This window comes from Klebsiella quasipneumoniae subsp. quasipneumoniae, assembly GCF_020525925.1.
GTDB classification, from domain to species: domain Bacteria; phylum Pseudomonadota; class Gammaproteobacteria; order Enterobacterales; family Enterobacteriaceae; genus Klebsiella; species Klebsiella quasipneumoniae.
Genome location: NZ_CP084876.1, coordinates 1641946 through 1666288, shown reverse-complemented (window position 1 = coordinate 1666288; position 24343 = coordinate 1641946). Strand labels below are relative to the sequence as shown.

General features: G+C 60.9%; 21 protein-coding genes. 9 read left to right on the top strand and 12 right to left on the bottom strand.

Annotated features, from left to right (window positions below):
- The first annotated feature begins 39 nt into the window (after window positions 1-39).
- Entirely contained in the window at window positions 40-2016 is a 1977-nt protein-coding gene (locus LGM20_RS08130) for an alkyl/aryl-sulfatase (RefSeq protein ID WP_044524187.1), read from the top strand.
- Between the two features lie 67 nt (window positions 2017-2083).
- Here the strand turns inward: LGM20_RS08130 and LGM20_RS08125 are convergent, their stop codons facing one another.
- Entirely contained in the window at window positions 2084-2719 is a 636-nt protein-coding gene (locus tag LGM20_RS08125) for a helix-turn-helix domain-containing protein (RefSeq protein WP_044524189.1), read from the bottom strand.
- A 201-nt stretch (window positions 2720-2920) separates the two neighbouring features.
- Here LGM20_RS08125 and LGM20_RS08120 point away from each other — a divergent pair, with 201 nt between their 5' ends.
- Both LGM20_RS08120 and LGM20_RS08115 read left to right on the top strand, forming a co-directional pair.
- Window positions 2921-4897, top strand: coding sequence for an alkyl/aryl-sulfatase (locus tag LGM20_RS08120; protein ID WP_044524191.1), 1977 nt, complete (start codon window positions 2921-2923; stop codon window positions 4895-4897).
- Window positions 4898-5037: 140 nt separating this feature from the next.
- Window positions 5038-5460, top strand: a complete 423-nt coding sequence (locus LGM20_RS08115; RefSeq protein ID WP_023290412.1) for a universal stress protein — start codon at window positions 5038-5040, stop codon at window positions 5458-5460.
- Here the strand turns inward: LGM20_RS08115 and LGM20_RS08110 are convergent.
- Entirely contained in the window at window positions 5457-6371 is a 915-nt protein-coding gene (locus LGM20_RS08110; RefSeq protein ID WP_044524193.1) for a LysR family transcriptional regulator, read from the bottom strand. The genes LGM20_RS08115 and LGM20_RS08110 overlap by 4 nt on opposite strands.
- Window positions 6372-6491: 120 nt before the next feature.
- On the opposite strand from LGM20_RS08110, the gene LGM20_RS08105 reads away from it, so the two are divergent.
- Both LGM20_RS08105 and LGM20_RS08100 read left to right on the top strand, forming a co-directional pair.
- Window positions 6492-8303: an adenine deaminase gene (locus LGM20_RS08105; RefSeq protein WP_044524194.1), complete on the top strand. Its 1812-nt coding sequence runs from the start codon at window positions 6492-6494 to the stop codon at window positions 8301-8303.
- A gap of 2 nt (window positions 8304-8305) precedes the next feature.
- Window positions 8306-9649, top strand: coding sequence for an NCS2 family permease (locus LGM20_RS08100; protein WP_023290415.1), 1344 nt, complete (start codon window positions 8306-8308; stop codon window positions 9647-9649).
- Here the strand turns inward: LGM20_RS08100 and LGM20_RS08095 are convergent.
- Window positions 9639-10538, bottom strand: a complete 900-nt coding sequence (locus LGM20_RS08095; RefSeq protein ID WP_032453496.1) for a LysR family transcriptional regulator — start codon at window positions 10536-10538, stop codon at window positions 9639-9641. The two genes, LGM20_RS08100 and LGM20_RS08095, sit on opposite strands and share 11 nt — an antisense overlap.
- A 183-nt stretch (window positions 10539-10721) precedes the next feature.
- Here LGM20_RS08095 and LGM20_RS08090 point away from each other — a divergent pair, with 183 nt between their 5' ends.
- Together LGM20_RS08090 and LGM20_RS08085 are read left to right on the top strand one after the other, a co-directional pair.
- A complete protein-coding gene (locus tag LGM20_RS08090; protein WP_004201590.1) occupies window positions 10722-11039 on the top strand; it encodes an RcnB family protein in 318 nt (105 codons plus the stop codon).
- On the top strand, window positions 11014-11475 hold the full coding sequence (locus LGM20_RS08085) for a GNAT family N-acetyltransferase (RefSeq protein WP_044524195.1): 462 nt from the start codon (window positions 11014-11016) through the stop codon (window positions 11473-11475). The genes LGM20_RS08090 and LGM20_RS08085 overlap by 26 nt, the downstream gene beginning before the upstream one ends.
- Here LGM20_RS08085 and apbC read toward each other — a convergent pair.
- Complete coding sequence (gene apbC, locus LGM20_RS08080) at window positions 11472-12581, bottom strand: iron-sulfur cluster carrier protein ApbC (protein WP_023290418.1); 1110 nt, start codon at window positions 12579-12581, stop codon at window positions 11472-11474. The two genes, LGM20_RS08085 and apbC, sit on opposite strands and share 4 nt — an antisense overlap.
- A gap of 153 nt (window positions 12582-12734) precedes the next feature.
- On the opposite strand from apbC, the gene metG reads away from it, so the two are divergent.
- Window positions 12735-14768, top strand: a complete 2034-nt coding sequence (gene metG, locus LGM20_RS08075; protein ID WP_032429194.1) for a methionine--tRNA ligase — start codon at window positions 12735-12737, stop codon at window positions 14766-14768.
- 110 nt (window positions 14769-14878) lie between these two features.
- Here the strand turns inward: metG and LGM20_RS08070 are convergent, their stop codons facing one another.
- The 3 genes from LGM20_RS08070 to LGM20_RS08060 are packed head-to-tail and all read right to left on the bottom strand — an operon-like array spanning window position 14879 to window position 17798.
- Window positions 14879-15349 carry a YehS family protein gene (locus tag LGM20_RS08070; protein ID WP_023290420.1) on the bottom strand — a complete coding sequence of 157 codons (471 nt, stop codon included), beginning with the start codon at window positions 15347-15349 and terminating at the stop codon, window positions 14879-14881.
- Window positions 15350-15396: 47 nt separating this feature from the next.
- Window positions 15397-16116: a two-component system response regulator BtsR gene (gene btsR, locus LGM20_RS08065; RefSeq protein ID WP_023290421.1), complete on the bottom strand. Its 720-nt coding sequence runs from the start codon at window positions 16114-16116 to the stop codon at window positions 15397-15399.
- On the bottom strand, window positions 16110-17798 hold the full coding sequence (locus LGM20_RS08060) for a sensor histidine kinase (RefSeq protein WP_004189065.1): 1689 nt from the start codon (window positions 17796-17798) through the stop codon (window positions 16110-16112). The genes btsR and LGM20_RS08060 overlap by 7 nt, the downstream gene beginning before the upstream one ends.
- Before the next feature lie 229 nt (window positions 17799-18027).
- Between LGM20_RS08060 and LGM20_RS08055 the strand changes: the two genes are divergently transcribed.
- On the top strand, window positions 18028-18141 hold the full coding sequence (locus tag LGM20_RS08055) for a protein YohO (protein WP_002912762.1): 114 nt from the start codon (window positions 18028-18030) through the stop codon (window positions 18139-18141).
- On the opposite strand, the gene LGM20_RS08050 is transcribed toward LGM20_RS08055, so the two are convergent.
- The 5 genes from LGM20_RS08050 to bglX form a co-directional block, all read right to left on the bottom strand.
- Window positions 18116-18853, bottom strand: a complete 738-nt coding sequence (locus LGM20_RS08050; protein WP_023290422.1) for an ABC transporter permease — start codon at window positions 18851-18853, stop codon at window positions 18116-18118. The genes LGM20_RS08055 and LGM20_RS08050 overlap by 26 nt on opposite strands.
- A complete protein-coding gene (locus tag LGM20_RS08045) occupies window positions 18837-19784 on the bottom strand; it encodes an ABC transporter ATP-binding protein (protein ID WP_044524197.1) in 948 nt (315 codons plus the stop codon). The genes LGM20_RS08050 and LGM20_RS08045 overlap by 17 nt, the downstream gene beginning before the upstream one ends.
- On the bottom strand, window positions 19777-20934 hold the full coding sequence (locus LGM20_RS08040) for an ABC transporter permease (protein WP_044524199.1): 1158 nt from the start codon (window positions 20932-20934) through the stop codon (window positions 19777-19779). Before LGM20_RS08040 ends, LGM20_RS08045 begins: the two co-directional genes overlap by 8 nt.
- A 7-nt stretch (window positions 20935-20941) precedes the next feature.
- Window positions 20942-21859 (bottom strand): glycine betaine ABC transporter substrate-binding protein OsmF, encoded by a 918-nt coding sequence (gene osmF / locus LGM20_RS08035; RefSeq protein ID WP_023290425.1) that lies wholly within the window; start codon window positions 21857-21859, stop codon window positions 20942-20944.
- A 136-nt stretch (window positions 21860-21995) separates the two neighbouring features.
- On the bottom strand, window positions 21996-24293 hold the full coding sequence (gene bglX / locus LGM20_RS08030; RefSeq protein ID WP_044524200.1) for a beta-glucosidase BglX: 2298 nt from the start codon (window positions 24291-24293) through the stop codon (window positions 21996-21998).
- Window positions 24294-24343 lie beyond the last annotated feature (50 nt).

Genomic DNA, 24343 nt, shown 5'->3' with positions numbered 1-24343 from the left:
GGTAAAACCGAACGAACCATGCAATAAATGAGGATTCCAATGAAATTAACCCCGATAGTGAAAGGGTTAGCGTTAGCGGGCATGTTGAGTAGTCTCGCTTTCGCCGCCTGGGCAGATACGTCAGCCAAAGAGGCAACCGAAGCGACCAAAAAAGCGAACGATGCCCTCTACAACCAACTCCCCTTCTCCGATAACACCGATTTCACCAATGCGCATAAAGGCTTTATTGCCGCCCTGCCGCCAGAGGTCATCAAAGGCGAACAGGGCAATGTCATCTGGGATCCGGGCCAGTACGCCTTCATTAAAGAAGGGGAAAAAGCGCCAGAAACCGTAAACCCGAGCCTGTGGCGTCAGTCGCAGCTGATCAACATCAGCGGCCTGTTTGAAGTCACCGACGGGGTCTACCAGATCCGCAACCTCGATCTCTCCAATATGACAATCATTGAGGGCAAAGAGGGGATCACCGTCGTAGACCCGCTGGTCTCGGCTGAAACCGCCAAAGTCGGCATGGATCTCTACTATAAAAACCGGGGTAAAAAACCGGTCGTCGCGGTGATCTACACCCACAGCCACGTTGACCATTACGGTGGCGTGCGCGGCGTGGTTGATGAAGCCGACGTCAAAGCGGGTAAAGTAAAAATCTACGCGCCGTCCGGATTTATGGAAGCGGCGGTGGCGGAAAATATCATGGCCGGGAACGTCATGAGCCGCCGCGCCAGCTATATGTACGGCAACCTGCTGAAGCCGGACGCTAAAGGCCAGGTGGGCGCGGGCCTGGGGACGACCACCTCGGCAGGCACCGTCACCCTGATTGCGCCAACCAACATCATTGATAAGGATGGCCAGAAAGAGGTGATCGACGGCCTGACCTATGACTTCATGCTGGCGCCAGGCTCCGAAGCGCCGTCAGAAATGCTGTGGTATATCGAAGAGAAGAAATTGATCGAATCCGCAGAGGATGTCACCCACACCCTGCATAACACCTACTCGCTGCGCGGGGCGAAGATCCGTGAGCCGCTGCCGTGGTCGAAATATATCAACCAGGCGATCGTTCGCTGGGGCGATAAGGCTGAGATCATAATGGCCCAGCACCACTGGCCAACCTGGGGCAACGAGAACGTGGTTAACCTGCTGAAGAGTCAGCGTGACCTGTATCGTTACATCAACGACCAGACCCTGCGGATGGCTAACGAAGGCCTGACCCGCGATGAAATCGCCGCTAACTTTAAGCTGCCGGACGGCCTCGCCAATACATGGGCTAACCGCGGCTACTACGGCTCGGTCAGCCACGATGTGAAGGCCACCTACGTGCTGTATCTCGGCTGGTTCGACGGCAACCCGGCCACCCTTGACGAACTGCCGCCGGAAGAAGCGGCGAAGAAGTTCGTCGAGTACATGGGCGGCGCGGATGCCATCCTGAAGAAAGCGAAAGAGGATTACGACCAGGGTAACTACCGCTGGGTTGCCCAGGTGGTGAGCATAGTCGTCTTCGCCGACCCTAACAACCAGCAGGCGCGTCATCTGGAAGCCGATGCCCTGGAGCAATTAGGCTATCAGGCGGAGTCCGGCCCGTGGCGTAATTTCTACCTTACCGGCGCCCAGGAACTGCGCAATGGCGTGGTGAAAGGTCCGACCCCGAACACCGCCAGCCCGGACACCGTCCGCGCCATGACCCCGGAAATGTTCTTTGATTATCTGGCGGTCCATATTAATGGCGAAAAAGCGGGCAATGCGAAGTCGGTCTTCAATATCGATCTGGGCAATGACGGCGGTAAATATAAACTGGAACTGGAAAACGGCGTGCTGAACCACACCGCCAATGCGCAAGCCAAAGAGGCGGATGCCACCCTGACGCTGGATCGCGCTACCCTGAATAAAATCATTCTCAAAGAAGAGACCCTGAAGCAGGCGGAAGATAAAGGGGAAGTTAAAATCAGCGGTAACGGGGCTAAACTCGATGAGATGTTAGGCTATATGGACCCGTTTGACTTCTGGTTTAACATCGTGACGCCGTAATGATTCGCTGACAGGCGTCGTGGGTAACAAGACAGAGCATTCTGCCTTGTTACCCTCTCCTGCCCGGTCAGTACTCCGCAGGCAGCGGTCGATCGATAGAGATCAGTTTGCCACGTTTCATCGTGATATATCCCCCCGCCTTTAAGTCCGCCAGCACGCGAAACACATGAGTGCGCGAAAGATTGGTACGCCGGATGATAAATAACGCCAGCCCCTCATTTTCACCCTCATGCGTATGCTGCCGATACAAATAGCGATACAGCATCGGACGAATCGTCTGGTAGCTGGTGACCTGGCGACGTTCATTGTGCAGGTCGATGGTAAAGATACTCATGAACACCAACACCTTCGCCAGCGCCTCAATGCGCTGCGGGTGGGTTGCAATAAAAAGGCGATCAAAAGTGGCGTAGGAAATTTTACGCAGCGTCACGGTTGCGCTTCCGGTATATTCAAATTTCGCCAGCGGGCAATACCGTTCCATCAGGCCAATCGGCATATGCTCAATAGTATTACCGATATTCAACCCATCATCCGGCATTAATATGGATAGCGAACCCTCGGTACAAAAATAAATATACCCCGGTTGCGGGCACCATTTTTTATTGGCGGCGAGAATAACCTCTTCACCTTCCACGAGGATATCGGCAAAAAAGTCGGCTATGGCTAACGTCTTATAATAACTATGTATTTCCTGGAAATTCATTTTCTGCCCTCGCCTGCGCCGTTAGCGACAGTATAGCAGCCCTCGCCTGCTAAAGACGAGGAGATCCTTTAGCGGCGCCGCGCCAGTCCCATATGGGACTATTCAGCGGAATATTAGTCTTTAGAATAAACGACAAGCCATTCACTTTTTAAGCGGGAGATATTTTTTATTTCCGCATAATAAATTACCTGAGAGGTAGTGATGAAATTAAATCAGATAGCCAAAAATCTGGCGCTGGCCGGAATGTTATCGTCTTTGTCGGTAACCGCCTTTGCCGCCGCGCAACAACAGGATGCCACACCGGCCACGCGGGAGGCGAACCAGGCGCTATACCGTAAACTGCCGTTTGCGGATAAAACCGACTTTAACAACGCCCATCAGGGATTTATCGCGCCCCTGCCGCCGGCGATGCTCAAAGGTGACCAGGGAAATATTATCTGGGATCCGGCCAAATATAATTTCGTCAAAGAGGGCGAAAAGGCGCCGGACACCGTCAATCCCAGCCTCTGGCGACAGTCGCAGCTGCTTAATATCGGCGGTCTGTTCAAAGTCACCGACGGCGTTTACCAGATCCGTAATCTCGATCTTTCCAATATGACCATTATTGAAGGCAAAACCGGGATCACCATCATCGACCCGCTGCTAAGCGCCGAACCGGCTAAAGAGGCTCTGGCGCTCTATTTTGCCCACCGGCCGAAAAAACCGGTGGTGGCGGTGCTGTTTACCCACAGCCATGTGGACCACTACGGCGGTATCCGCGGGGTGGTGGATGAAGCCGATGTCAAAGCCGGAAAAGTGAAGATTTACGCCCCGGACGGCTTTATGGAAGAAGCGGTTTCCGAAAATATCATGGCCGGTACCGCAATGAGCCGCCGCGCCAGCTATATGTATGGCAACCTGCTGAAGCCGGACGCCAAAGGTCAGGTTGGCGCCGGTCTCGGCACCACCACCTCGGCGGGTACCGTCACGCTGATCCCGCCGACCAACTACATTACCCATACCGGTCAGCAGGAAGTGATCGACGGCCTGACCTATGACTTTATGATGGCGCCGGGCTCGGAAGCGCCGTCTGAGATGCTGTGGTATGTCAAAGAGAAGAAAATGATCGAGGCGGCAGAGGATGTCACCCATACCCTGCACAACACCTACTCGCTGCGCGGCGCCAAAATCCGCGATCCGCTGGCGTGGTCGAAATACATCAACGCCGCCATCGACCGCTGGGGCAACGATGCGGAAGTGATTATCGCGCAGCACCACTGGCCGACCTGGGGCAACGACAATATCGTTAAGCTGATGAAAGGTCAGCGCGATATGTATCGCTATATCAACGACCAGACTCTGCGGATGGCGAATTTGGGCATGACCCGCGATGAGATCGCCGCCAACTTCAAGCTGCCGGAGTCCCTTGAGAAACAGTGGTCCAGCCGCGGCTACTACGGTTCCGTCAGCCACGATGTAAAAGCGACCTACGTCTTCTACCTCGGCTGGTTCGACGGCAACCCGGCCACCCTCGACGAGCTGCCGCCAGAGCAGGCGGCGAAGAAGTTCGTGGAATATATGGGCGGCGCCGATGCCATCATGCAGAAAGCCAAAGCCGACTACCAGCAGGGGAACTACCGCTGGGTGGCGCAGGTGACCAGCAAAATCGTCTTCGCCGATCCGAACAATCAGCAGGCGCGTCATCTGGAAGCCGACGCCCTGGAGCAGCTCGGGTATCAGGCGGAAGCCGGGACCTGGCGCAACTTCTACCTCACCGGCGCTCAGGAGCTGCGTAACGGCGTGCAGAAACTGCCGACGCCGAACACCGCCAGTCCGGATACCGTGCGGGCGATGACGCCGGAAATGTTCTTCGATTACCTCGGGGTGCATATCAACGGCGAAAAAGCCGGGGCGGCTAAAGCGGTCTTTAACATCGACCTCGGTAAAGACGGCGGCAAGTACAAACTGGAGCTGGAAAACGGCGTGCTTAACCATACCGCCAATGCGGTAGCCGACAACGCAGACGCCAGCATCTCGCTCAGCCGCGACACCCTGAATAAGATCATCCTGAAACAGGAGACGCTGAAGCAAGCTCAGGCCAACGGCGAGGTTAACATTAGCGGCAATGGCGCTAAGCTCGACGAAATGCTGAGCTATATGGACACCTTTGCCTTCTGGTTCAACATCGTCACCCCGTAAGCGCAACGCGCCCCACGCTCCCCCGCCGCCTGCCAGGCCGCGGGGGAATTTTATCTTCAGGCAAACGCGCCGAGGGTTTGCCATCCCCCCGCCCGCGGCTCAAAATACGCTGAGGACAACTTTTTTGCGCGGAGGTATTTATGGCGCTTTATCACCATGCGCTGGTACTGATTAACAGCAGTCAGGACGGCGTCCCGCTGCTCGAGCATGCCGCCAGAATGGCGGAAGAGAACGGCATGCGCATCACTATCGCCCACATCAGCACCGACTACCGGGCGCTGAACTATGTTTCCGACAGCCTGCGCGACGATCAGGTCTCGCAGGAGGTGATCCAGGCCAAAGCCCTGCTCAACGAGCTGGCCTGCACCGTCTCCCTGCCGGTGGATACCCTCTCGCTGGTGACCACCCGCCGCTTTGAAGATGTCGAAACCTGCGTTCGACAGCGGCAGATCGATTTAATTATTGCCGGGCACCATAACCGGCTGCTGGGCGTCCTCTCCTCACACTCGCTGGAGTACATCAACCACTTGACCATAGACGTGCTGATCAAGCACCTGCCCTAGCGCAAGGCAGCCTGCAGCAGGGAAAAACAGTCTTCGATAAGCGGCGGCAGCGCCTGCGGCCCGCGCATCAGGGCCACCGTGCGGGTCAACGCCGGCTGCTGCAGCTGGGCGACCTTGAGCGCCGGGTCCTGCAGATGGGTGGTGTACAGCTCCGGCAGTATCGCCACCGCTAAGCGCGAGCGCACCAGGCCATACAGGGTTTCGATATAGTCCACCTGGTAGCGGGTGGTCAGCGTCAGGCGATGGCTCTCCACTAATGCCGCCACCAGCCGCTGAATATTGCCCTTCGAGAAGACGGCAATGTCCCGCCCCACCAGCTGTTTCCACGGCAGATGCGCTTGCGCGGCCAGCGGATCGTCGCGGTGCAGCACCGCCACGAAGGGATCGTCGCGCAGCGGATAGACCAGCAGTTCTGCGGGCAGTGAGCTGTCGATCGCCCCGATGCCGAAATCAATCTCGCCGCGCAACAGCGCCTGGATGAGCGCATCGTTGGTCTGATCGTGAAATTCAATACGCAGGCGGGGAAAGGCCTGGGCCAGGGTCTGCGGCAGCAGCGGAAACAGCAGCGAACTGACCGACGGCACCAGGCCGATGCGCACCGTCCCGTCGCCGCCCGCCTCGACGATCTGCTGCATATCGAAAAAGGCCGCCTGCGCCACGCTGAGGATCCGCTGGGCGTGGGGTAAAATCGCCGCCCCCAGTTCAGTCAGGGTGACCGCCGAAGCGGTGCGGTTGACCAGCTTGCCGCCGAGCACCGTTTCAATCTGCCGCAGAGCGCTGCTCAGCGCCGGCTGGCTAATCGCCAGCCGACTGGCGGTATCGGTAAAATGGCGCAGCTGGGCCAGGGTGACGAAATACTGAAGCTGTTTAAGAGAGAGCGCGGGCAGCCGCTGCCAGGGTTCGTTCATCATCGGGTTCGCTACGGTGGTCCTGCACAATAACCCGAGCTTATCGGGTGATAAATTTATTCATCTGGGCAAACGTTTGCTGTGCCCCTAGAGTATCCGCATTATCCTTGTGCCGGAGTGGTTATGTCCAGCAATGCTCAAGTCCGCCGTCGCGCCGTGCAGGCCGCGCGCGGCGAATCCCCGTTTGATCTGCTGCTGGTCGATGCGCAGATCGTCGATATGGCCACGGGCGAAATCCGCCCGGCTGACGTCGGTATCGTCGGCGAGATGATCGCCAGCGTCCACCCGCGCGGCAGCCGCGTCGACGCCCATGAAGTGCGTTCCCTGTCCGGCGGCTACCTGTCGCCCGGCCTGATGGACACCCACGTGCACCTCGAAAGCTCCCACCTGCCGCCCGAGCGCTACGCCGAAATCGTCCTCACCCAGGGCACCACCGCGGTGTTCTGGGATCCGCATGAGCTGGCCAATGTGCTCGGCGTCGAGGGCGTGCGTTACGCGGTAGACGCCAGCCGCCACCTGCCGCTGCAGGTGATGGTCGCCGCGCCGTCGAGCGTGCCCTCCACCCCCGGCCTCGAAATGTCCGGCGCCGATTTCGCCGGCGCGGAAATGGAGACCATGCTCGGCTGGCCGGAAGTGCGCGGCGTGGCGGAAGTGATGGATATGCATGGCGTGCTGCACGGCAGCGAGCGGATGCAGGAGATTGTCCAGGCCGGTCTCAACAGCGGAAAACTGATTGAAGGCCACGCCCGCGGGCTGAGCGGCGCCGACCTGCAGGCCTACCTCGCCGCCGGCGTCACCTCCGATCATGAACTGACCTCGGCGGACGACGCGCTGGAAAAACTGCGCGCCGGGCTGACGATCGAGATCCGCGGCTCGCACCCCTACCTGCTGCCGGAGATCGTGGCGGCGTTGAAAACGCTGCCGCACCTCTCCTCGCAGATCACCGTCTGCACCGATGACGTGCCGCCGGATATGCTGCTGGAGAAAGGCGGGATCATCGCCCTGCTCAACCTGCTGATCGAGCATGGATTACCGGCGGTCGATGCGCTGCGTTTCGCCACCCTCAACGCCGCTATTCGCCTGCAGCGCCACGATCTCGGGCTGATTGCCGCCGGGCGTCGCGCCGACCTGGTGGTGTTTGATTCCCTGGAGAAACTGGCGGCCCGCGAAGTCTACGTTGGCGGGGAACGGCTGGCCCATGCCGGCCGCCTGCTGAAGCCGATCGCCCCGGCGCCGGGCGTGACGCCGCCGCGCGATACCTTGCAGATAGCCCCCCTCGCCGCCGATGACTTTATCCTGCGCATCAAGGGCATTCGCCACGGCGTCGCCCGCCTGCGCCATATCCGCGGCGCGCGCTTCACCCAGTGGGGCGAGGTCGAAGTGCAGATCCGAGACGGCCAGGTCCAGCTGCCCGCCGGCTTCAGCCTGATCTGGGTCAAGCACCGCCACGGCCGCCATCAGGCGACGCCGCAAATCGCCCTGCTTGAAGGCTGGGGCGAGCTGCGCGGCGCCATCGCCACCAGCTATTCCCACGATTCACACAATCTGGTGGTGCTCGGGCGCAATGCTGAGGATATGGCGCAGGCGGCCAACCAGCTTATCGCCTCCGGCGGCGGGATGACGCTGGCGCAACGGGGCGAGATCCTCGCCCATGTGGCGATGCCGATTGCCGGCATGCTGTCGGATCTCCCGGCCGCCGAGCTGGCGCGTCAGTTCCGCGAGCTGCGCGATCTGAGCAGCAAAGTCGCCGACTGGGAGCCGCCGTACCGGGTCTTTAAGGCCATTGAAGGCACCTGTCTTGCCTGTAACGCCGGGCCGCATTTAACCGATTTGGGTCTGACCGACGGCGGCAGCCGCCAGATAGTCGACCCGTTGATAGCCTGCCGGGAAACCCCGGCGCCAACGCCTCACAACAATAATCCTCAGGGAGCCTGAGCATGGCCGATAACACACTTCACTCTTCCGCCCGCGATAACTGGCTGGAGCGCCGCTTTGCGCTGCGCTCGCGCGGCGGCACGCTGCGCAGCGAATGCCTGGCCGGGATCACCGGTTTTCTCGCCGCCGCCTATTTACTGGTGGTCATCCCGGGACTGCTGGCGATCGGCGGAATGGACAAAGGCGCCGCCACCACCGGCACCATTCTGGTCTTCGTCGTCGGCTCGCTGCTGATGGCGTTTTACGCCAACCTGCCGTTTATCGTCGGCCCGGGCATTGGCGGCTCGGTGCTGGTGGGGGTCACGCTGGCCGGTAGCGAGGGGATTGGCTGGCAGACAGGCCTCGGGATCGCCTGCTGGTCGGGGGTTCTCTTCTTCCTGCTGACCCGCTTTGGCCTGCGCGAAGTGGTCACCCGCTCGGTGCCGCAGTCGATCAAGCTGGGGCTGACGGCCTCCATCGGCCTGTTCGTCGCCGTCCTCGGCTTTCGCAACGCCGGGCTGGTGCTCGCCAATGCCAAAACCAACGCCCTGATGCTCGGCGACTTCCTCGCCCCCGGCGCGCTGGTGGCGCTGTGCGGCCTGTTCCTGGCGATAGCCCTGCAGGCGCGTAAGGTGCCGGGCGCCATTTTGTGGGCCATTCTGTGCGCTACCCTGGTGGGGATCCCGTTCGGCGTCACGAAACTGCCGACGCATTTTATCGATGTCCCCCACTCGCTGGCCCCGGTGCTGGGAGAGGTTGACCTGCTGGGGGCGTTAAACATCGCCTTCCTGCCGTTCCTGTTCGTCTTTTTCGCTTCTGAGTTTTTCTCCACCATGGGGACGACGCTGGCGGTGGGCGGCGAGGCGGGTCTGCTGGATGAAGAAGGCAACATGCCGCAGATTAATCGCCCGTTTATGGTCGATTCGATTGCCGCGGCGCTCGGCCCGTGGGTAGGTATTCCGGCGGCAACGGCGCTGATTGAGTCCTCGGCGGCGGCGGAAGCCGGCGGCAAAACCGGCCTCACCGCGCTGTCAGCGGCGGTGATGTTCCTGCTGATGCTGCTGTTCACGCCGGTGGCGCTGATGATCCCGAAGGAGGCCACCGCCCCGGCGCTGATCCTGATCGGCCTGAACATGTTCAGCGGCCTGCGCAAAGTGGATCTTGGCAACTTCACCGACGGCCTGCCGGTGCTGATGATGGTGATGATCACCCTCATCGCCAACAGCTTCGGCACCGGCATCGCCGGCGGGCTGCTGTTTTACATTGTGATCAAGGCCATCGCCGGTAAGTGGCGGGAAATCCCGATTGGCCTGTGGGTGCTGGCCGTCCCGCTGGTCTACTACTTCGCGACCTTAGTTAGACATTAAGCCCTTCACAATGTGATTTCACCTCTTCATATAACAAACGCACCGCGGCAGAGAGCTGTTTGCGGTGCGGACAAATCAGGTTCAACGGCACCACATCCCCCTGGTAACGCGGCAGCAGGCGCCGCAGGCGACCCGCCCGCAGATCGTCGCTGACGTCGAGCATCGATTTATAGGCAATGCCCTCCCCGGCCACCGCCAGCCGGCGGATCACCTCCGCGTCGTCGCTCATCACCGTGCCGGAGACCTTCTGCTGCAGGACTTCGCCGTCGAGGCTCAGCGACCAGCGGTCGAACGGGCGGCCGCGCAATATATAGATCAACGCATTGTGCTGGCCGAGCTCCTCAAGGGTCTGCGGCTCGCCGTGGCGGGCGATCCACTCAGGAGAGGCCACCAGCACCCGACGATTTTCCGGCGCCACCGGCAGCGAAATAAACGAGGCGTCATCGTTATTGCCATAGCGAAACGCGACGTCCACCGGATCTTTAAACACGTCGGTCAGCTGGTCGGAAAAGAGCAGCCGCAGGCGCAGCGCCGGGTGGCGTTGCCGAAAGTCGCGGAACAGGGTCAGGAGCAGGTTACGCCCGAGATCCGACGGCACGGCGATCTGCAGCATGCCGCGAATTTCATCGTCCGGGGTCTGGATCTTCTGCAGGCCGGCCTCGAGGGTATCGAGCATCTGGGTGGCATACGGCAGCCAGGTCTCCCCCTCCGGCGTCAGGCGCAGGCTGCGGGTCGAGCGGGCGAACAGGCGAATATTGAGGATTGTCTCCAGACGCTTAATCGCCGCGCTCACCTGCGCCGGTTGCTGCCCCGCCTCGCGCGCGGCGTCGCTAAAACTGCCCAGTGCCGCGGCGCGGACAAATAAGGTCAGATCTTCCAGCCTGAACATGCCGATTCTCCCCTGCTTCAGATTGCTCCCAAAATAGGCATCACCGTCGCTGCAACGCAAGCGGCGCAGGACTTGCGCCGTGTTTTGCTTACACTTTTTAAAAATCCAGTGCTTGCCATTTCAGCAACGCATCAGGAATGATACGAGGCTGCTATTTTGAGTCCAGGTAATATTGAGGAAACTATGCGTAAAACAAAAATGATGCTTCTGGGCGTACTCCTTGCCACCGCCGGCGCCAGCTGGACGGCTTCTGCCGCGGGGATCGATCAGTATGCGCTGAAAGAGTTCACCGCCGACTTCACCCAGTTTCACATTGGCGACACCGTTCCGGCGATGTACCTCACCCCCGAATACAACATCAAAGGGTGGCAGCAGCGTAATCTGCCCGCGCCGGACGCCGGCAGCCACTGGACCTATATGGGCGGTAACTACGTGCTGATCACCGACACCGAAGGCAAAATCCTCAAGGTGTACGATGGCGAGATCTTCTATCATCGCTGATCCGCTCAAACTCCGCATCCGCCCCGGCGAACCAGCGGTCTTTCCGGCGCTGCGCCAGCTCTTTCTGCGGGCGCGCAGTGTGTCGTGGACCTGGCTTCCCTCCACGACATGGCGGCTGGAAGATTTCGATGCCGCCACCGCGGATGAACAGCTATGGGTCGCGGAATACGACGGCCTGCCGGTGGGCTTTGCCGCCGTATGGACCGCCGATAACTTTCTTCACCATCTGTTCGTCGACCCGGACTGGCAGGGCAAACATATCGGCAGCGCGCTGCTGGCGCAGGTCGAACGGACCTTTACCGCCAGCGGGACGCTGAAGTGCCTGATGGAAAATAAAAACGCCCTGCGCTTCTACCAGCGTCACGGCTGGACCATCGAAGCACAGGGCGCCTCGCCCGAGGGCGGATACTGGCTGATGCGCTCGCCGCGGCCTTAAACGGCGCGGAAGGCAATCTCGCCCGGGATCACTTCTCCCTGCCAGTACATCTGGGCCGCCACCCGACCCGCCAGCTGGCGGTAGATGTCGGTAAATTCGCTTTCCGGACGCGCCACCACCGTCGGCGTGCCGTTATCCAGATCTTCCCGCAGCGTAATATGTAGCGGCAGCTGGCCCAGCAGCTGGGTGTGGTATTTCTCGGCCAGTTTTTGCGCGCCGCCGGTGCCGAAGATCGGCTCATGGTGCCCGCAGTTGCTGCAGATATGCATGCTCATGTTTTCCACGATCCCCAGCACTGGCACTTCCACTTTTTCGAACATCACGATGCCTTTTTTGGCGTCGATCAGCGCGATATCCTGCGGCGTGGTGACTACCACCGCGCCGGTGACCGGAATGTTCTGCGCCAGCGTCAGCTGGATGTCGCCAGTGCCCGGCGGCATATCCAGCACCAGGTAGTCGAGATCCGGCCACAGGGTCTCCTGCAGCATCTGCATCAGCGCCTTGCTGGCCATCGGCCCGCGCCACACCATGGCGTTGTCATCGGTCACCAGGTAGCCGATGGAGTTGGTGGCCAGACCGAACTTCATGATCGGCGCCATATGGGTACCGTCCGGCGAGGTCGGGCGGCTGTCTTCCGCGCCAAGCATGGTCGGAATCGACGGGCCGTAGATATCGGCATCCAGAATGCCCACCTTCGCCCCTTCCGCGGCGAGCGCCAGCGCCAGGTTTACGGCAGTAGAAGATTTACCGACGCCGCCTTTCCCGGAGCTGATGGCGATAATGTTCTTCACGCCGTTGATGCCGGGCTGGTTTTTCACGCGCTTGAGGGTCGCGATGCTGTGGGTCAGCTTCCAGTCGATGGCCTTCGCGCCAGTGATGCGCAACAGCTCGGCGCTGCACTGCTCTTTGAGCGCTTCGAAGGCGCTGCTCCAGACGAACGGCATTTGTAGCTCGATATGAACGGTATCGTCCAGCCAGGCGACATGGTGCAGCGCCTTGAGGGTGGTGAGATTATGCTTCAGGGTTGGGTGCTGGAAATTGGCCAGCGTCCCGGCGACCATCGCGCGGAGGCGCTCGGGGGATTTGGCCTGGGATTGCGAATTCATCCCGACTCCTTTGTTGTTTTGAGATGCTTTCAGTAATCACAGAGTTTATCACAGGAAAGGATTATCCATATATGGGCAGCCATTTATGGCGCACCCACAGCCCTTTTGGTAATATCGGAAGCCCTTTTTACAACAGAAGATGTAATGCTCACTATGACTCAAGTCGCGAAGAAAATTCTGGTAACGTGCGCCCTGCCGTACGCCAACGGCTCCATCCACCTCGGCCACATGCTGGAGCACATCCAGGCTGATGTCTGGGTCCGTTACCAGCGAATGCGCGGCCACGAGGTCAACTTCATCTGCGCCGACGACGCCCACGGCACGCCGATCATGCTCAAGGCGCAACAGCTCGGTATCACTCCGGAGCAGATGATTGGCGAGATGAGTCAGGAGCATCAGACCGATTTTGCCGGCTTCGACATCAGCTACGATAACTATCACTCGACGCACAGCGACGAGAACCGCGAGCTGTCGGAGCTTATCTACACCCGTCTGAAAGAGAACGGTTTTATCAAAAACCGCACCATCTCTCAGCTCTACGATCCGGAAAAAGGCATGTTCCTGCCGGACCGTTTTGTGAAAGGCACCTGTCCGAAGTGTAAATCTCCGGACCAGTACGGCGATAACTGCGAAGTGTGCGGCGCGACCTACAGCCCCACCGAACTGATCGACCCGAAATCGGTGGTCTCCGGCGCCACGCCGGTGATGCGTGACTCCGAACACTTCTTCTTCGACCTGCCGTCGTTCAGCGAAATGCTGCAGGCGTGGACCCGCAGCGGCGCGCTGCAGGAGCAGGTGGCGAACAAAATGCAGGAGTGGTTCGAATCCGGCCTGCAGCAGTGGGACATCTCCCGCGATGCGCCGTACTTCGGCTTCGAAATTCCGAACGCGCCGGGCAAATATTTCTACGTCTGGCTGGACGCGCCGATCGGCTACATGGGCTCTTTCAAGAACCTGTGCGACAAGCGCGGCGACACCACCAGCTTCGACGAATACTGGAAGAAAGACTCCACGGCCGAGCTGTATCACTTTATCGGCAAGGACATCGTCTACTTCCACAGCCTGTTCTGGCCGGCGATGCTGGAAGGCAGCCAGTTCCGTAAACCGACCAACCTGTTCGTGCATGGCTACGTGACGGTCAACGGCGCGAAGATGTCTAAGTCGCGCGGCACCTTCATTAAGGCCAGCACCTGGCTGAAGCACTTTGATGCCGACAGCCTGCGCTACTACTACACCGCCAAGCTCTCTTCGCGCATCGATGATATCGACCTCAACCTGGAAGACTTTATCCAGCGCGTTAACGCCGACATCGTCAACAAGGTGGTTAACCTTGCCTCGCGCAACGCCGGCTTTATCAGCAAGCGTTTTGACGGCGTGCTGGCCGCTGAGCTGGCCGACCCGGCGCTGTACAAAACCTTCACCGACGCGGCGGAAAGCATCGGCGAAGCGTGGGACAGCCGCGAGTTCGGTAAGGCCATCCGCGAAATCATGGCCCTCGCCGACGTGGCCAACCGCTATGTCGATGAGCAGGCGCCGTGGGTGGTGGCGAAACAGGAAGGCCGCGACGCCGACCTGCAGGCCATCTGCACCATGGGCCTGAATATGTTCCGCGTGCTGATGACCTGGCTGAAGCCGGTCCTGCCGCAGCTGGCCGCGCGCGCGGAAGCGTTCCTCAACAGCGAGCTGAGCTGGGACGCCATCCAGCAGCCGCTGCTGGCGCATAAGGTCAATCCGTTTAAGGCGCTGTACAACCGCATCGAGATGAAGCAGGTGGAAGCCCTGGTGGAAGCCTCTAAAGAAGAGGTGAAAGCCACCGCGGCGCCGGTCAGCGGCCCGCTGGCGGACGATCCGATTCAGGAAACCATCACCTTTGACGATTTCGCCAAAGTCGACCTGCGCGTGGCGCTGATTGAAAACGCGGAATTCGTCGAGGGCTCCGACAAGCTGCTGCGCCTGACGCTGGATCTTGGCGGCGAGAAGCGTAACGTCTTCTCCGGCATCCGCTCCGCTTATCCGGATCCGCAGCCGCTGATTGGCCGCCTGACGGTGATGGTCGCCAACCTGGCGCCGCGCAAAATGCGCTTCGGCATCTCGGAAGGGATGGTGATGGCCGCCGGCCCTGGCGGGAAGGATATCTTCCTGTTAAGCCCTGACGACGGCGCGAAGCCGGGTCAGCAGGTGAAATAATAAAAAAGCCGGAGAATATCTCCGGCTTTTTTTTGCCCGGCGGCGCTACCCTTGCACGGGCCGACGGGTTTTGTAGGCCGGGTAAGGCGAAGCCGCCCCCCGGCTAACCATCACGCCTTCGGGTTATGCACCCGCTGGGTCAGGCCGCGCAGGAAATTGCGCAGAAACTGGTCGCCGCACTCGCGGTAGTTTTTGTGGTCAGGCGACCGCATCATGGCGGTCACTTCCGGCACCGAGACGCGGTATTTCTGCTCGCTCATGATCGCCACAATATCATCCGTTTTCAGCGAGAAGGCGATCCGCAGCTTTTTCAGCACCGTATTGTTATTCACCCGGCGCTCCAGCGCCAGCTCCGGCGCCGAATCGTCTTTTCCGCGCTTGTCATAGATAAGGCCGTTGAGGAAACCCGACAGGATAATGTCCGGGCAGCGGACAAAGCCCTCTTCATCCTCTTTCGTCGTCCAGGTGTCAAAGCTGGCGGAGGTGGATTCCATATCGGATAGCGCAAGAATGCGCACCATATCGTTATTATTGACTTTCAGGGTGTAGCGCAGGCTACGAAGAATATCATTACTGAGCATGAGTGCCTTTTACTGTCGATGATGCAATGGGGCGCAGTGTAGCAGCTTTACAGGCCAATCGCCTCTTTCAGGCTTTTTAAATAGCGCCGGCTCACCGGCACCGTTTGCCCGGCGCGCATCAGCAGCTCCGCCTGACCATTCTCCTCCAGGCGAATCTCCTTCAGGTGCGCCATATTCACCAGATACTGGCGATGACAGCGCAGCAGCGGCGTGCGGCTCTCAAGGGTGCGCAGGGTCAGCTCGGTAAACCCCTCCTTGCCCTCGCGGTCGGTCACGTAGATCCCGCTCATCCGGCTGCTGACGAAGGCCACATCCTCCATCTGCAGCAGCCAGATACGGCTGTGGCCGGTACAGGGTATGTATTTCAGCGTCTGCCGGGCGTCATCCAGCAGCGACACATCCTGCAGATTACGCTCCTGGCGCAGACGGGCGAGGGTTTTCTCCAGCCGGGCAGCTTCAATCGGCTTGAGCAGATAGTCAAAGGCGTGCTCCTCAAAGGCTTTCACCGCGTATTCATCAAAGGCGGTGAGAAACACGATATAGGGGCGGTGCTCCGGGTCGAGCATCCCGACCATCTCCAGGCCGCTGATGCGCGGCATCTGGATGTCGAGAAACAACACGTCGGGACGCAGCTTATGGACCGCGCCAATCGCCTCCACCGCGTTGCCGCATTCGCCGACGATCTCGATATCGCGCTGAGTCTCCAGCAAAATACGCAGGTTTTCCCGCGCCAGCGGCTCATCATCGACGATCAATACTCTCAGCATGCATTCTCCTCCAGGGGCAAACGTAGGGTGACACGGGTAAAGCGCTCCGGTTCGCAGGTGACGCTGATGCCGCAGTCGGCGCCAAAACGCGCCCGAAGCCGCCTGTCCACCAGATTCATCCCCAGCCCGCTGGCCTGAGGGTTGGCCCGGTACAGCCCGGCGTTATCTTCGATATCCAGCTGCAGCCAGCGATCGTCCTGGCTGGCGCGAATGGTAATTTCGCCGACGCCAAGATGTTGCGATGTGCCATGCTTAATAGCGTTCTCCACGATCGGCTGCAGGGTAAAGGCCGGCAGCTGGTGATGCGCCAGCCCTTCCGGCACCGCCATCTGGATCTGCAGGTTAGCCTGAAAGCGGGCCTTCTCAATCTGCAGGTAGGCGTTAACATGCTCGATCTCATCGGCGAGGGTGACGATTTCTGTCGGCCGCTTCAGGTTCTTGCGAAAGAAGGTCGACAGATACTGCACCAGCTGGCCGGCCTGCTCGCTGTCGCGACGGATCACCGCCTTCAGGGTGTTAAGCGCGTTAAACAGGAAGTGCGGGTTGACCTGGGCATGCAGAAGCTTGATTTCGGATTGCGTCAGCAGCGCCTTCTGCCGCTCGTACTGCCCGGCGAGGATCTGCGCCGACAGCAGCTGGGCAATCCCCTCCCCCAGGGTGCGGTTGATCGAACTGAACAGGCGGTTTTTCGCCTCATACAGTTTGATGGTGCCGATCACCCGCTGGTTCTCGCCGCGCAAGGGGATCACCAACGTCGACCCCAGCTTACAGTGCGGATGAATCGAGCAGCGGTAGGGCACCTCGTTGCCGTCGGCATACACCACCTCCCCGGTCTCAATCGCCCGTTGCGTATACGAGGAGGAGATAGGTTTGCCCGGCAGGTGATGGTCGTCGCCGATGCCGGTAAACGCCAGCAGCTTGTCGCGGTCGGTGATCGCCACCGCGCCGATATCCAGCTCCTGGATCAGCACCTGGGCCACCTTCATGCTGTTCTCTTCGTTGAACCCCTGACGCAGGATCCCCTCGGTGGACGCCGCCACCTTCAGCGCCGTGGCGGAAAAGGCGGAGGTGTACTTCTCGAACATCGCCCGCTTGTCCAGCAGAATGCGCATAAACAGCGCCGCGCCGACGGTATTGGTCACCATCATCGGCGCGGCAATGCTCTGCACCAGATGCAGGGCGTCCTGGAACGGGCGGGCAATCAGCAGAATAATCATCATCTGCACCAGCTCGGCCACGAAGGTGATCGCCCCGGCGGTCAGCGGGCTAAAGACTTTGTCCGGCCGGCCGCGTTTGACCAGCACGCTGTGCACCAGACCGCCCAGCAGCCCCTCGACGATAGTGGAGACCATGCAGCTTAAGGCGGTCATCCCCCCCAGCGAGTAGCGGTGCAGGCCGCCGGTCAGCCCCACCAGCCCGCCGACCACCGGGCCGCCGAGCAGGCCGCCCATCACGGCGCCGATGGCGCGGGTGTTGGCGATAGAGTCTTCGATATGCAGACCAAAATAGGTCCCCATAATGCAGAAAATGGAGAAGGTGACGTAGCACAGCAGCTTGTGCGGCAGGCGAACGGTGACTTGCATCAGGGGGATAAACAGTCGGGTTTTGCTCATCAACCACGCGATGACCAAAAATACGCACATCTGCTGAAGCAGCAGCAACACCAGATCAAACTCGTACATACCCGCAAACCACACATTCCTGAAAGCGCGTACCTTACACTGCCTGGCGGAGACTTTCTTTGAAGCCCTGCATAAAAATGAAAAATGACGGGCAGGATCACACTTTTTTGCGGCGTGTGACGCAGCGAAAGCGGCAAAAAGCCCGGCGCGGCGCGCTAAACCGCAATTAATGTTTCATTAACACCTGTGCTTCACCGTATAATCCCCCTGTTAACATCAGGAGCCTATTATGAAGCCAGCGAAAATCGCGGTCGTCACTCTCTTCTTACTTATGGCCATCGGCGGGATCAGCGGCGTGATGCTGGCCGGCTATTCCTTTATTGTACGTGGCGGTGTCGGCTGAGCCAGCGGGCCAGGCGCTCAAATGCGCGGTCGACAATAATCGCCGCCAGCGCCACCAGCAGCGCCCCCTGCACGATATAGGCGGTATTAAACCCGCTCAGGCCGATGATGATCGGCGTCCCAAGCGTATTGGCCCCCACCGTCGAGGCTATCGTCGCAGTACCAATATTGACGATGACCGAGGTGCGGATCCCCGCCAGGATCACCGGGGCCGCCAGCGGCAGCTCCACCTTGCACAGACGCTGCCAGCCGGTCATGCCCATCCCTTCTGCCACATCTGACACGCCCGACGGTATCGACCCCAGACCGGCCAGAGTCCCTTGCAGCACCGGCAGTATGCCATACAGCGCGAGGGCGATCAGCGCCGGCAGCCAGCCAAAGCCCAGCACCGGCACCGCCATCGCCAGCACCGCCACCGGCGGAAAGGTCTGTCCGATAGCGGCGATGGTCTCCACCAGCGGACGAAACGCGCTGCCCGCGGGCCGGGTGACCGCCACCCCTGCCCCCAGCCCGACAGCGGTCGCCGCGAGGCTGGACGCCGCCACCAGCCAGCCGTGATCGACAGTGAGCGCCCAGAAGCTCTCCTGCTGGTAGACCGGCCGCGGCAGTTCCGGAAACAGCCGGCTGAACAGCGGCGCGCTGTAGGGCAGCCCCGCCAGCAGGCCGATAAACAGCGCGCTAAGCCACCACAGCGGCTCACGAAGCGCCTTCATGACTCGCCTCCTGGCGCAGCAGATCGGCAAAATGCAGCGTGCCGCAGGGGTGCCCCTCGGCATCCACCACCGGCAGCGCCTCGCAGCGCCGGGCGACAAACTGCGACAGCGCTTCCCGCAGGGTCATGGTGACGGTCAGCCCCTCGCCCGCCAGCCGCTCGTCGGGACGCAGATAGTCTCGCACCTCGCGCAGCGACAGCAGGCGCACGCCCAGCTCGCTGCGGCCAAAAAAGGTTTGCACAAAGCGATTCTCTGGCCGCAGGAGCATCTCCAGCGGCGCCCCCTGCTGGACCACCTCGCCGCCGTCCATCAGCACCAGGTGGTCCGCGAGACGCAGCGCTTCGTCAATATCATGGGTCACCAGGACAATCGTCCGCCCCAGCAGGCGATGGATGCGCAGCATCTCCTGCTGCAGCGCCTCACGGGTCACCGGGTCGAGGGCGCCGAAGGGCTCATCCATCAGCAGTACCTCCGGGTCTGCCGCCAGCGCCCGCGCCACCCCGACCCGCTGCTGCTGGCCGCCGGAGAGCTGATGAGGGTAGCGGTCGCGCAGCGTTGCCTCCAGCCCCAGCAGCGCCATCAGCTCGTCGACCCGGTCGGCGATCCTCCCCCGCGGCCATTTTTGCAGCTGCGGCACGGTGGCGATATTCTGCGCCACCGTCCAGTGGGGAAACAGGCCGATGGACTGGATGGCATAGCCCATCCGCCGCCGCAGGGTCAGGAGCGGCTGCTGGCGGATGTCTTCGCCGGCAAAGCGAATCATGCCCCGGTCCGGCTCCAGCAGGCGGTTGACCATTTTCAGCGTCGTCGACTTGCCCGAGCCGGAGGTTCCCACCAGCACCGAGAAAGCGCCTTCGCGCAGCTGCAGGGTCAGGTCCTTCACCGCCGGGTGGCCGGCAAACGCTTTGCTGACCCCTTCAAATTCAATCATTGGCCTCTCCTTTCAGCCAGGCGCCCCACAGGGCGAACAGAGCATCCACGACCACCGCCAGGGCAATGGTCGGCACGACCCCGAGCAGCACCAGATCCAGCGCGCTGCTCAGCAGCCCCTGGAACACCAGCGCGCCAAAGCCGCCGGCGCCGATCAGCGCCGCCACCACCGCCATGCCGACGGTTTGCACGCTGACCACCCGCAGGCTGCGCAACAGCACCGGCATCGCCAGCGGGAGCTGCACCTGACGAAAACGCTGACCGGCGCTCATGCCCATCGCCGTCGCGCTCTCCAGCGCATCCCGCGGCACCTGCTGCAGGCCGGTCACCACCCCGCGCACCAGCGGCAGCAGCGCATACAACGTCAGGGCGATCAGGGCCGGCGCCACGCCGGTCCCGGAGACGCCCAGCTCGCCCAGCGCCGGGAAATAGCGCGCCAGACCGGCAAGCGGGGCAATCAGCAGGCCGAACAGCGCCACCGACGGGATAGTCTGGATCACATTGAGCACGGTGAAGGCCGGCGCCTGCCAGCGCGGACGCCGCCAGAGCCATACCCCCAGCGGCAGGCCAATGATCAGGCCCGGCAGCAGGGTGCCAAACAGCAGAAGCAGATGCTGGCGCAGGGCGTCGTCAAACACCTCCTGGCGGTTGGCATACTCCTTCAGCAGCGAGAGCTGATCGAGCGCCCCGGCGGCGAGCAGGATGATGGGCAGAAGCCAGACTTGCGCATTGAGCAGCCAGCGCCACAGCGGCCGGGCGGTAAGATGACGAATGGCCTCGCTGGCCAGCAGCAGGCAGAGCGCCAGCGACAGCCACAGACCGCTGCCGGGCGAGGTGCGCGCCAGCGGCGAGCCGTGCCGGGAGAGCTCAATCGCCGCCTGGCCGCTGCCCCAGATAAGCAGCGGGAAGAGCAGTTCGGCCAGCAGCAGATGGAGAAGCGGCGCAACCCTGCCCGGCAGCCAGCAGAGCAGTATCCCGGCGAGGGCTGCCGCCAGCTGAACGCCGGCGAGCCAGGGCATCACCTGCCACAGCCCGCGCCCTTCCCCGGAGAGTAAGCGATTCGGCGCGTAAGCGATAAACGGCAGCGCCAGCGTAACCAGCAGCAGGCCTGTCAGCAGCAGGCCGACGCGGTGAGTACAGCGAATGGTCACCGGTGGCTTACTTCAGCAGGCCTTTCTGCTGCAGATAATCTGCCGCCACGCGCTTCGCATCCTGGCCTTCCACCGCGATGCGGGCGTTGAGCTGCTGCAGGGTCTTTTCATCGAGGCTGGCGAAGACCGGCTTCAGCCAGTCGGCGATCTGCGGGTAGGCTTTAAGCACCGCCTCGCGCACCACCGGCGTCGGGGCGTAAATCGGCTGCACGCCCTGCGGGTCGCTCAGCGTCTGTAACCCCAGAGCCGCCACCGGGCCGTCGGTGCCGTAGGCCATCGCCGCGTTAACGCCGGAGGTCTGCTGCGCCGCCGCTTTGATGGTCACCGCCGTATCGCCCCCGGCCAGCGACAGCAGCTGGTTCTGGTTGAGTTTGAAGTCATACGCTTTTTCAAACGCCGGCAGCGCGTCCGGGCGTTCAATAAACTCCGCCGAAGCCGCCAGCTTAAATTCGCCGCCCTGCTGCAGATAGCGGCTGAGGTCGGCCAGCGAGGTCAGATGATTTTTCTCCGCCAGCTCCTGGCGCACGGCGATGGTCCAGGTGTTGTTAGCCGGCGCCGGGGTGAGCCATACCAGCTGATGTTTCTCCTGATCCAGGCGTTTCACCTTCTCATAGCCCTGCCGGGCATTCTTCCATGCCGGGTCGTTTTCATCTTTAAAGAAGAAAGCGCCATTGCCGGTATACTCCGGGTAGATATCCAGCTCGCCGGCGACAATCGCCCCGCGCACCACCGGCGTGGTGCCGAGCTGGATTTTATTAATCGTTTTGACGCCGTGGTTTTCCAGCACCTGCTGGATCATATTGCCCAGCAGCGCCCCTTCGGTATCAATTTTCGAGCCGACCTTCACCGGCTCCGCCGCCTGCAGCGGCACACTTATCAGGGCGGCCAGCGCCAGCGCGCCGGACCATTTCGTCGCCATCTTCATCCCGCTTCCCTCAGTTCTTTTGCGCTTCGCTTACAGAAGCTTAAGAGAAAAGCGTAGTCCATTTGCCAGCGATACGAAAAAGAAAAGGCCGATTAATCGGCCTTTAACGTGTGACGTTGGGCTTAAGGGCTCTGTCTTACAACAGCTCAAACTCGCTCTGCTGCACGCGGGCGGAGTCCACGCCGATAAAGACATTGAATTTGCCCGGCTCAGCGACGTATTTCATCTGCTGGTTCCAGAACTTCAGCGCGTCGACGTCGATCGGGAAGCTGACGGTTTGCGTTTCACCCGGCTTGAGGGTGACCTTTTTAAAGCCGCGCAGCATTTTCACCGGCCGGCTCATGGAGGCGGTGACGTCCTGCAGATACAGCTGAATGACTGTCGCCCCTTCGCGTTTGCCGGTGTTGGTCACCTGCACGCTGGCGGTCACGCTGCCGTCGCGCGGCAGGGTGGCCGACGACATAGTGACATCGGAGACGCTAAAGGTGGTGTAGCTCAGACCGTAGCCAAACGGGTACAGCGGGCCGTTGGCCTCATCGAAGTAACGCGAGGTGTACTTGTTCGGCTTCTCCGGATTATACGGCCGACCGGTATTCAGATGGCTGTAGTAGGTTGGGATCTGCCCCACCGAGCGCGGGAAGGACATCGGCAGCTTGCCCGACGGGTTATAGTCGCCAAACAGCACGTCGGCGATGGCATGCCCGCCTTCGGTGCCGGCAAACCAGGTCTCCAGCAGCGCATCGGCTTGCTGATCCTCTTTCACCAGCGCCAGCGGACGGCCGTTCATCAGCACCAGCACCAGCGGTTTGCCGGTGGCTTTGAGGGCGGCAATCAGATTGCGCTGGCTCTGCGGCAGGGTGATGTCGGTCCGGCTGGAGGCCTCATGGGCCATCCCCTGCGCCTCGCCCACTACGGCGACCACCACGTCGGATTGCTTCGCCGCCGCGACGGCTTCGTCGATCATTTCCTGCGGCGAGCGCGGGTCAACCTGCACTGCTTTCTCATACAGATTGAGGAAATCGACAATGCCTTTGTCGTCGGTAACGTTCGCCCCTTTGGCGTAAATCACTTTGCCGTTATCGCCCAGCGCTTCTTTGATGCCGGTCAGGACGGTCACCGACTGATCGGCCACGCCCGCCGCCGACCAGCTGCCCATCATGTCGCGTTTGCTGTCCGCCAGCGCGCCCACCACCGCGATAGTGCCGGATTTTTTCAGCGGCAGCGTATCGAGACGGTTTTTCAGCAGCACCAGGCTCTCGCGGGCCACTTCGCGCGCCTCTTTACGATGCAGACGGCTTTCCGCGTTGGTGTCCTGCGGGTCAGAATCTTTTGGTCCCAGGTGGCTGTACGGATCGTTGAACAGCCCCATGTCATATTTGACGTTGAGCACGTGACGGGTGGCGTCATCCAGCTCAACCATGGTCACCTTGCCGGATTTCACCAGCCCCGGCAGGTATTTGCTGTAATACTCGTCGCTCATGCTCATGTTGATGCCGGACTTCAGCGCCACGCGCACCGCGTCTTCCGGGTCGGAGGCCACGCCGTGCTTGATCAGCTCTTTGATGGCGCCGTGGTCGGAAACCGTGATGCCTTTAAAGCCCCACTGGTCGCGCAGGACATCTTTCAGCAGCCAGGAATCGGCGGTCGCCGGGGTGCCGTTCAGCGAATTCAGGGCCACCATCACCGCGCCGCTGCCGGCATCGAGACCGGCTTTATACGGCGGCATATAGTCGTTGAACAGGCGCTGCGGGCTCATGTCGACCGTGTTGTACTCTTTCCCGCCCTCCACCGCGCCGTAGGCGGCGAAGTGCTTGACGCTGGTCATCACCGAATAGCGGTCAGCCGGGCTCTTGCCCTGCATCGACTCCACCATCGCCTGGCCCATCATCGTGGTCAGATACGTGTCTTCCCCGAAGCCTTCGGAAGCGCGTCCCCAGCGCGGGTCGCGGGAGACGTCGACCATCGGCGCCCAGGTCATGTTCAGCCCGTCATCGGCGGCTTCATAAGCTGACACGCGGCCCACGGTTTTCACCGCGTCGAGGTTAAACGACGAGGCCAGACCGAGGCTTATCGGGAAGACAGTGCGCTGGCCGTGCAGCACATCGTAGGCAAAGAACAGCGGGATCTTCAGGCGGCTAAGCTGCATCACCTGATCCTGCATAACGCGGATATCCGGACGGGTGACGGTGTTAAAAATCGCTCCCACCTGGCCCGCTTTGATCATCTCGCGGATCGCTTCTTTCGGGTTATCCGGGCCGACGCTTATCAGACGCAGCTGGCCGATTTTCTCGTCCACGGTCATTTTTTTCAGCAGGTCGGTAACAAAGGCATCCCGCGCCTGCGGGGTCAGGGGGTGGTTACCAAACAGTTCATCCGCCAGCGCGGGTTGCAGCGCCAGACTCACGGCGACGCCTACAGTGCAGAGCCATTTCATTGTTATCTCGCTTTTTCTCAGACGGGGACTTGGTAAAACATAATAAAAAC